This window comes from Gemmatimonadales bacterium (assembly GCA_036279355.1).
Lineage (GTDB): Bacteria > Gemmatimonadota > Gemmatimonadetes > Gemmatimonadales > GWC2-71-9 > DASQPE01.
Genome location: DASUJH010000050.1, coordinates 24,694 through 30,938 on the forward strand (window position 1 = coordinate 24,694; position 6,245 = coordinate 30,938).

Annotated in this window: 7 protein-coding genes; 5 read left to right on the forward strand and 2 right to left on the reverse strand. The window is 70.2% G+C overall.

Going from position 1 to position 6,245, the window contains the following annotated elements:
* Nucleotides 1–17 precede the first annotated feature (17 nt).
* Nucleotides 18–1,058, reverse strand: coding sequence for an ion channel (locus VFW66_12495; protein HEX5387518.1), 1,041 nt, complete (start codon nucleotides 1,056–1,058; stop codon nucleotides 18–20).
* 205 nt (nucleotides 1,059–1,263) lie between these two features.
* On the opposite strand from VFW66_12495, the gene VFW66_12500 reads away from it, so the two are divergent.
* From VFW66_12500 to VFW66_12520, 5 genes are all read left to right on the forward strand, one after another.
* Entirely contained in the window at nucleotides 1,264–2,763 is a 1,500-nt protein-coding gene (locus VFW66_12500) for a S8 family serine peptidase (protein HEX5387519.1), read from the forward strand.
* Between the two features lie 128 nt (nucleotides 2,764–2,891).
* Nucleotides 2,892–3,116, forward strand: coding sequence for a hypothetical protein (locus VFW66_12505; GenBank protein ID HEX5387520.1), 225 nt, complete (start codon nucleotides 2,892–2,894; stop codon nucleotides 3,114–3,116).
* Between the two features lie 218 nt (nucleotides 3,117–3,334).
* Nucleotides 3,335–3,637, forward strand: coding sequence for a hypothetical protein (locus VFW66_12510; GenBank protein HEX5387521.1), 303 nt, complete (start codon nucleotides 3,335–3,337; stop codon nucleotides 3,635–3,637).
* 13 nt (nucleotides 3,638–3,650) lie between these two features.
* Nucleotides 3,651–4,277 carry an RNA polymerase sigma factor gene (locus VFW66_12515; protein HEX5387522.1) on the forward strand — a complete coding sequence of 209 codons (627 nt, stop codon included), beginning with the start codon at nucleotides 3,651–3,653 and terminating at the stop codon, nucleotides 4,275–4,277.
* Entirely contained in the window at nucleotides 4,274–5,044 is a 771-nt protein-coding gene (locus VFW66_12520; GenBank protein HEX5387523.1) for an anti-sigma factor, read from the forward strand. The genes VFW66_12515 and VFW66_12520 overlap by 4 nt, the downstream gene beginning before the upstream one ends.
* 19 nt (nucleotides 5,045–5,063) lie before the next feature.
* Here VFW66_12520 and VFW66_12525 read toward each other — a convergent pair.
* The coding region (locus VFW66_12525) for a D-alanyl-D-alanine carboxypeptidase (protein ID HEX5387524.1) at nucleotides 5,064–6,245 on the reverse strand (1,182 nt) is incomplete at its 5' end.

Genomic DNA, 6,245 nt, shown 5'->3' on the forward strand with positions numbered 1-6,245 from the left:
ATGAGAAGTGGAACGGCTCAGGTGGCCGCAGGCAGTGGCGCCGGCTCGATCGTGTGCAGCCGGCCCACGTCGATGCTGAGGACGTCGCGGGAGCCGTCGCGGTTGAACACGTCCGAGAACCGCGCGCCCCAGACCAGCTCGTCGGCCTGGTACGACGACCGGGTGTGGACGGTCTGCGAAAACGTTTCGTCGAAGCCGGTGAGCAGCACGAGGAACTCGGCTCGCGCCTGGGCCAGGCTCGCGAGCGTGGCGCCATGGAGCGGGCTCGCCGGGTCGATCGGGTGCACGATCGTCCAGGAGAGCGGAAAGAGCGAGACCCGCTGGCGCTCGAGCGGCAGGTCGTAGTATCGCCGGGTGAGCCGTCCCTCGCTCATCTCCACCCGTGTCAGCAGCACCTTGCATTCGAGCTCCACGATCTGGCTCGAGAGCTGATTCACGATGCGGAACTCGAACGCCGTGATCCCGCGATACGGCGCAACCACCGCGCGCCGGCTGAACAGGATCCTGGCCGAGGGGCGCGCGAACCGGGCGAAGATGATGCCGGTGGCGAGCGCCACGCCCACGAGCCCCGCAAACGCCTCCAGCGTCATGAGCAGGTTCGGCACCACGCCGATCGGCACGATATTGCCGTAGCCGATGGTGGCGAACGTCTCGACGCTGAAGAAGAAGGCCTGCAGGAACGCGCCATCGACCGGCACCGGAACGGGTGCACGCAGGGCGCCCGGGCCGCAGAGGAAGAATGCAACGGCGAACAGCACGTTGACCGCGAAATACGCCAAGGCCGCGAGCGCCAGAAGCCGCGGCCAGCTCATTCGAAGCAGCGCGCGGTAGAGGCTGAGCGAGGCCCAGAACGGCAACCCCTCGCGCACGACGTTGAAGCTGCCGTCGCGATTGAGCAGCCGGCCCCGGCTCTCCTCGGAGACGACGGTGCCGAAGCCGAGGTCGCGCATCTCCTCGCGGCGGGTCTCGTTGCGGGCGGGACCAGTGGCACTGTTGTCGCCGGTGCCGGCGGGATTGCCGACGGCCATGCGGTTGCTCCGGGTCGGTTGAATCAGCACGAAGCTGTCCTCCACGGTGCGCCGCCGCAACGGGAGGGGCTACGCGCGGGGGTGCGCGGGCGGTGCGGATCGATTGTTGCTGATTGCGACGGATGCGCGGCAATTCGCGCCGGCCTGCAATTTTTTGTCTTGCGGCTTGTATCGGAATCCATAGGTTCGTGGCACTGCTCGTTCGTCCGGCTCACCAGTCATCGAGGTTCACCCCATGCGACTTGCCCGCGTCGTCATCACAGGCATGCTCACTGGGCTGCTTGGCCTCGCGGCCTGTCAGTCCGACCGCGCGCCCACCGAAGCCGCCGGCCCCAACGCGCCGGGGTTCCGCTCAAGCCACACCACCACCGGCAGCAGCAGCGCCGCCGCGAGCGGCATCCAGTACCTCGTCATCGGCCGTGGCAATCACCTGCCCGCCAAGCTCGCCGACAACGTGAAGGCCGCCGGCGGCACAATCACAGCGTCGCTCCCGCAGATCGGCGTCGCCATCGTGTCGGCGTCGAATGCGGCGTTCGAGCAGCGCGCCGCCGGCATCGCGGGCGTGGAGGCAATCGCGCGCGATACGGTAGTCAACTGGATCTCGCCCAAGGAGCGTGTGCATGCGGCGCCCGCGCCGACAGCCGCCAGGCCATCGGTGGCGCCCCGGGCCGGTGTGAGCGCGCGCGGGATCGGCGACGATGAGCTGTTTTTCCCGCTCCAGTGGAACCTCGTCGCCATTCACGCGCCCGAGGCGTGGGCTGCGGGTGCCCGCGGGCGCGGCGCACGCGTCGCGGTGGTGGACGGCGGCATCTATGACCAACACGTGGACCTCAAGGACAACATCGACGCGGCCCACTCGGCTTCGTTCGTGCCGGGCTTCGCATTCAACCAGGACGACGACCCCGACAACTTCTGGCACGCCACGTTCGTGGCGGGAGTCATCGCGGCGGAGGACAACGGCATCGGAGCCATCGGCGTCGCGCCAGAGGCGACGATCATCGGTGTCAAGGTGCTCCAGGGCGACGGCGGAAGCTTCGGCGCCGTCATCCAGGGCATCTTGTACGCCGCCACGCCCATCGCGGAGGGCGGCGCCGGCGCCGACATCATCAACCTGAGCCTTGGCGCCGTCATCCCGAGGCAGGGAAAGGATTTCGCGCAACTCGCCGCAGTCGTGAGCCGAGCCGTCATTTATGCGCACCAGCGGGGGGTCACCGTCCTCGCGGCCGCCGGCAACGACGCGCTCGACCTCGACCATAGCGCCAATTTGATCTCCATCCCCGCCCAGTCCACCGACGCGCTGGCCATCTCGGCGCTTGGCCCCGTCGGATTCGGGCTTGGCGCCACCAATTTCGACCGGCTGGCCTCGTATAGCGAGTTCGGGCAGTCCGCCATCGCATTCGGCGCGCCGGGCGGCGACTTCGTGCTCGATTCAGACCAGCTCTGCGGAATCGCCGTGACCGGCGGCACCGCAATCGCGCCCTGCCCCTTCTTCGATCTCGTGTTGAGCACCGGGCGTGGCACTTCGCCGGACGGCGAGTACTTCTTCGCCGACGGCACCAGCGTCTCGACGCCGGCGGCGGCAGGTGTGGCGGCGCTCATCATCGGCAAGTTCGGCCACCTCGACCCGGCGCGGCTCGAGGCGCGGCTCCGCGCATCCGCCGACGACCTGGGCAAGCCGGGCAACGACGATGCGTACGGCCAGGGCCGCGTGAACGCCTTCCGCGCCGTGCAGTAACGATTACGCGTGTGTAGCTTCCGTGCACGCAGCCGGTGCACGGCCGCGGCCCACCGGGCAGATGCCCGGTGGGCCGCTCGGTTTGAGGCCGGCCGCGGTTCGGCTCACCCACGCGGAGACCGCACCTCATGCGTCCTGGAACGGTGTTCGGCGCGCTGCTCATCCTCGCCGGCGTGATCATCTTCTCGCTCGGCGGCTTTTCGTTCACCCGGCGGGAGAAGGTGGCCGAGGTAGGACCGGTACAGGTCACGACCGAGCGCACCCACTCGGTGCCGATCTCCCCGATCCTAGGCGGCATTGCCGTGGTGGCCGGGCTCGTGCTGATCGTCGCGAGCAGCCGGAAGGCCCGCTAGAACCGCAGCATCGCACCGTAACGGCGCCGCGATCGAGTTGGCGCCGCGGACGACAGTGTTGATGCGCGGCGCTTGCTTTCAGCCGCTCCCCCCAAATCCGATTTTCGCCCGGGATCGTTCCTTCGCTGCAACATCACGAGTACCGGGAACGCCACTCAGCGAGGATCAAATGGGATTTCGCCTCGTAATCGGCCTGACGGCGATCGCTTTCCCTCACCTTGGGCCTCGCGCCCTCACCGCTGGCCGCGCAGCAGCCGCCCGCCACCAAGGACGCGATGGCCAAGGATGGGATGGCGAAGGACGCCATGGGCCACGACGCCATCGCACCGCACGGCAGCTTCAGCGGCGTCGGCGGCCACAAGGCCGGCGGCTCGTACACCGTCACGACCGAGGGCGGCACGACCCGCCTCGCGCTGAGCGATGACTTCCCGACCTCTCGCGCTTCACCATCGTGTTGCTCTGGTGCAAGAAGTACTCGGTGGCGCTGGGCTCGGCCGAGCTGGCGTCGCACGACGGCGTGATGCATAAGTAAGCGTGCCCGAACAACCGCTTTCGTCCCGTGGGGAGCTCGCCGCCGTGCCGCTCGGCGTGGCGGGGCAGAGCACGCTGCGCGAGCGCCTGCTCGCGCGGGACGAGCGCGCCCTGGTCGAGTTGATCGAGCTGGCGACGCCCTGGCTGCTCGGGCTCACCCAGGGAATGCTGCACGATCAGGACGAAGCGGAGGAGGTCGTACTCGAGGTGTTTCAGACGGTGTGGGACAGGGTCGGCGCGCTGGGCGAGGGCCACGAGGGCTTGATGCCGTGGCTCCTCCGCGTGGCGCGCAACCGGGCGATCGACCGGCTCCGGCGGCGCAGTCGCTGGCGGCGGAAGGCCGCGCGAGCCGAAGCCTACGGCGCGGCCGGCGGCACGGCGGTGCCGTTCCGCGAGCCCGACGAAGCGGGGCATCCGGGCTGGCACGTGCACGAGTCGGTGCACGCGGCACTCGCCGCCCTTCCCGAGGAGCAGCGCGCCGTGGTGCGGCTCTCGTATTTCGGCGGCCTCAGCCACTCGGAGATCGCCGAGCAGCTCGATCTGCCACTGGGCACGGTGAAAACGCGGCTCAGGCTCGCGCTCGACAAGCTGCGCGTGTCGCTCGCTCCGATCGGGGACTGGATCAGATGACGCCGCACGATTGGTACGCGGAGCATCGCGCCGCCTTCGTGGCCCGCGCGCTCGATGCGCGGGAGGAGCGGCTCTTTGCCGATCATCTGGGCCGCTGCGACGAGTGCACCCGCGAGGTCACGCGGCTCGAGCGCGAGCTCGGATGGCTCCCAATGGGCGTGACACCCGCGCCGCCGCGCCCCGGCCTCACCCATCAGCTCGCCGAAGGCGTGCTCCGGCGCCGCTCGGCGTGGCGGCGCCTGGCGCCCACCGCGGCTGCCGCCGCCATCGCCGCGGCGGCGCTCGGCTTCGGCGTGCACGAGCGGCAGCGCGGCGACACGCTCGCGGCCGAGTTGGGTCGCCGCGAGGCGCAGCTTGCGGCGGCGGACAGCGAGCGGAGCGGCCAGCTAGCCTCGCTTGCGGCTTTGGAGGACACCCTCTCCGTCATGCGGCAGGCGCAGCACGTGGTCCAGCAGGACATCGCGATGAACGGGCACCACGGCCGGCTGCTCATCTTCCAGGATGCGGCCTCGCATCGCTGGAACGTGGTCATGCATGGGCTGCCCCCCGCGCCGGCGGGTGAGGTCTACCAATTCTGGTTCATCACGGGGAGCGGAATGGTGCGGTCGGCCGAGCTGCGCAGCGGAGGGTCGGGGGCCGCGCTGGCGATGGTCTCGATGCCCAAGGTCCCGGGGCCGGTGATGGGTGCGGCACTCAGCGTGGAGCCCGCGGTGAGCCGATCGGTCGACCAACCCACGGGGCCGATGCTGGCGCACATCGAGTTCTGATCGAGCGCTGGAGGACCGACTACCGCGCCGCCGAATCCGGAGGCGTGAGTGGAGCCGCCGACGTATCGCTCTCCTCCCCACCCAGATGCGGCACCAGATCGTCCGGCACGCTGTCGCTCGGAATCACCACGCCGTGCGCGCCGAGCATCCGGAGGAGCGTCCATTCCTCCTGCCGCGCGGCCCAAGGGCGCGGGCCGTTGTACATGAGCGCCACCAGCAGCACGCCGTCCGGGCGGCCGAGATACCCCACGACGTTCGCCACCTGGCCCAGGGTGCCCGTCTTGGCCCGGACGACGCCTTCGCCCGGCAACCCCGAATGAAGCCGCCGGAGCGTGCCGGTGCCGTTGGCAGGCAGAAGCTGGGGGAAGTTCCGGCCTTCGGGAGTCTCGGGAAACTTCGCGAGATAGGCGATGAACGTGTTGGGCGTGACGCGATCGTCGTAGGAGAGCCCGCTTCCGTCCACCAGCTCCACGCCGCTCTGCTGGCCGGTGATCTCCAGCACGTGCGCCGTGAGCCGCTCCGGCGCCGTCTCGCGGCCGCCGGCCCACTGCAGCAGCAGCTCGGCGCCGTAGTTGAGGCTGCGCCGGTTGATTTCGCTCGCGAGCGAGTCGAGCGTGGGCGACGACACCTCTGCCAGCGCCCGCGGCGTCGCCTCGGGCGCGGGGGCGGCGGTGTACGCGGCACGATCCCACGTGATGCCCGCGCGCGCGAGCGCGTGCGCCCACACTGCATCGAGCAGCACCTTCGGCTGATTCACCACCGCGCCGACGGAGCGCGGGTGCGCGCCGGTCCCGATCGTGCCGGTGAGCACCCAACCGCCGTCCGATCGGCCGCGAAGGGCGAGGCGCGAGCGGCGCCCCCGCCGCGTGGTGGCGCTCACGCTTACAAGACGGCTCGCGCCCGCCGGGAGCACGTCGAGCACCCGCACCCGCGCGCCGGCGCGGGAGCCGGGCGCCACGGTCACCCACACCAGATTCTCGTTGAGCGTGATCGGCCCGATGAGCGGCGCGAAGGTGCGGCCCCGGTGATGGCGCGACCAGGCGGCCGGATAGACGTCACTCGCCGGACCGTCCGCCGTCTGCACCACGAGCGGGCCCCTGAGCTTCCGGACCCCGGTGCTCGCGAGTTGCATGGCGAGATCGTAGAGCATCGGCCCCGCGCCGGATTCCCGCTCGAGCGAGGGATCGCCGTTCAGCTCGAG

What these genes read in the sequence shown, in the direction of transcription:
- VFW66_12520 (HEX5387523.1), top strand. Translation starts at nt 4,274, where the DNA reads ATGACGCCGCACGATTGGTACGCGGAGCATCGCGCCGCCTTCGTGGCC.
- VFW66_12500 (HEX5387519.1), top strand. Translation starts at nt 1,264, where the DNA reads ATGCGACTTGCCCGCGTCGTCATCACAGGCATGCTCACTGGGCTGCTT.
- VFW66_12505 (HEX5387520.1), top strand. Translation starts at nt 2,892, where the DNA reads ATGCGTCCTGGAACGGTGTTCGGCGCGCTGCTCATCCTCGCCGGCGTG.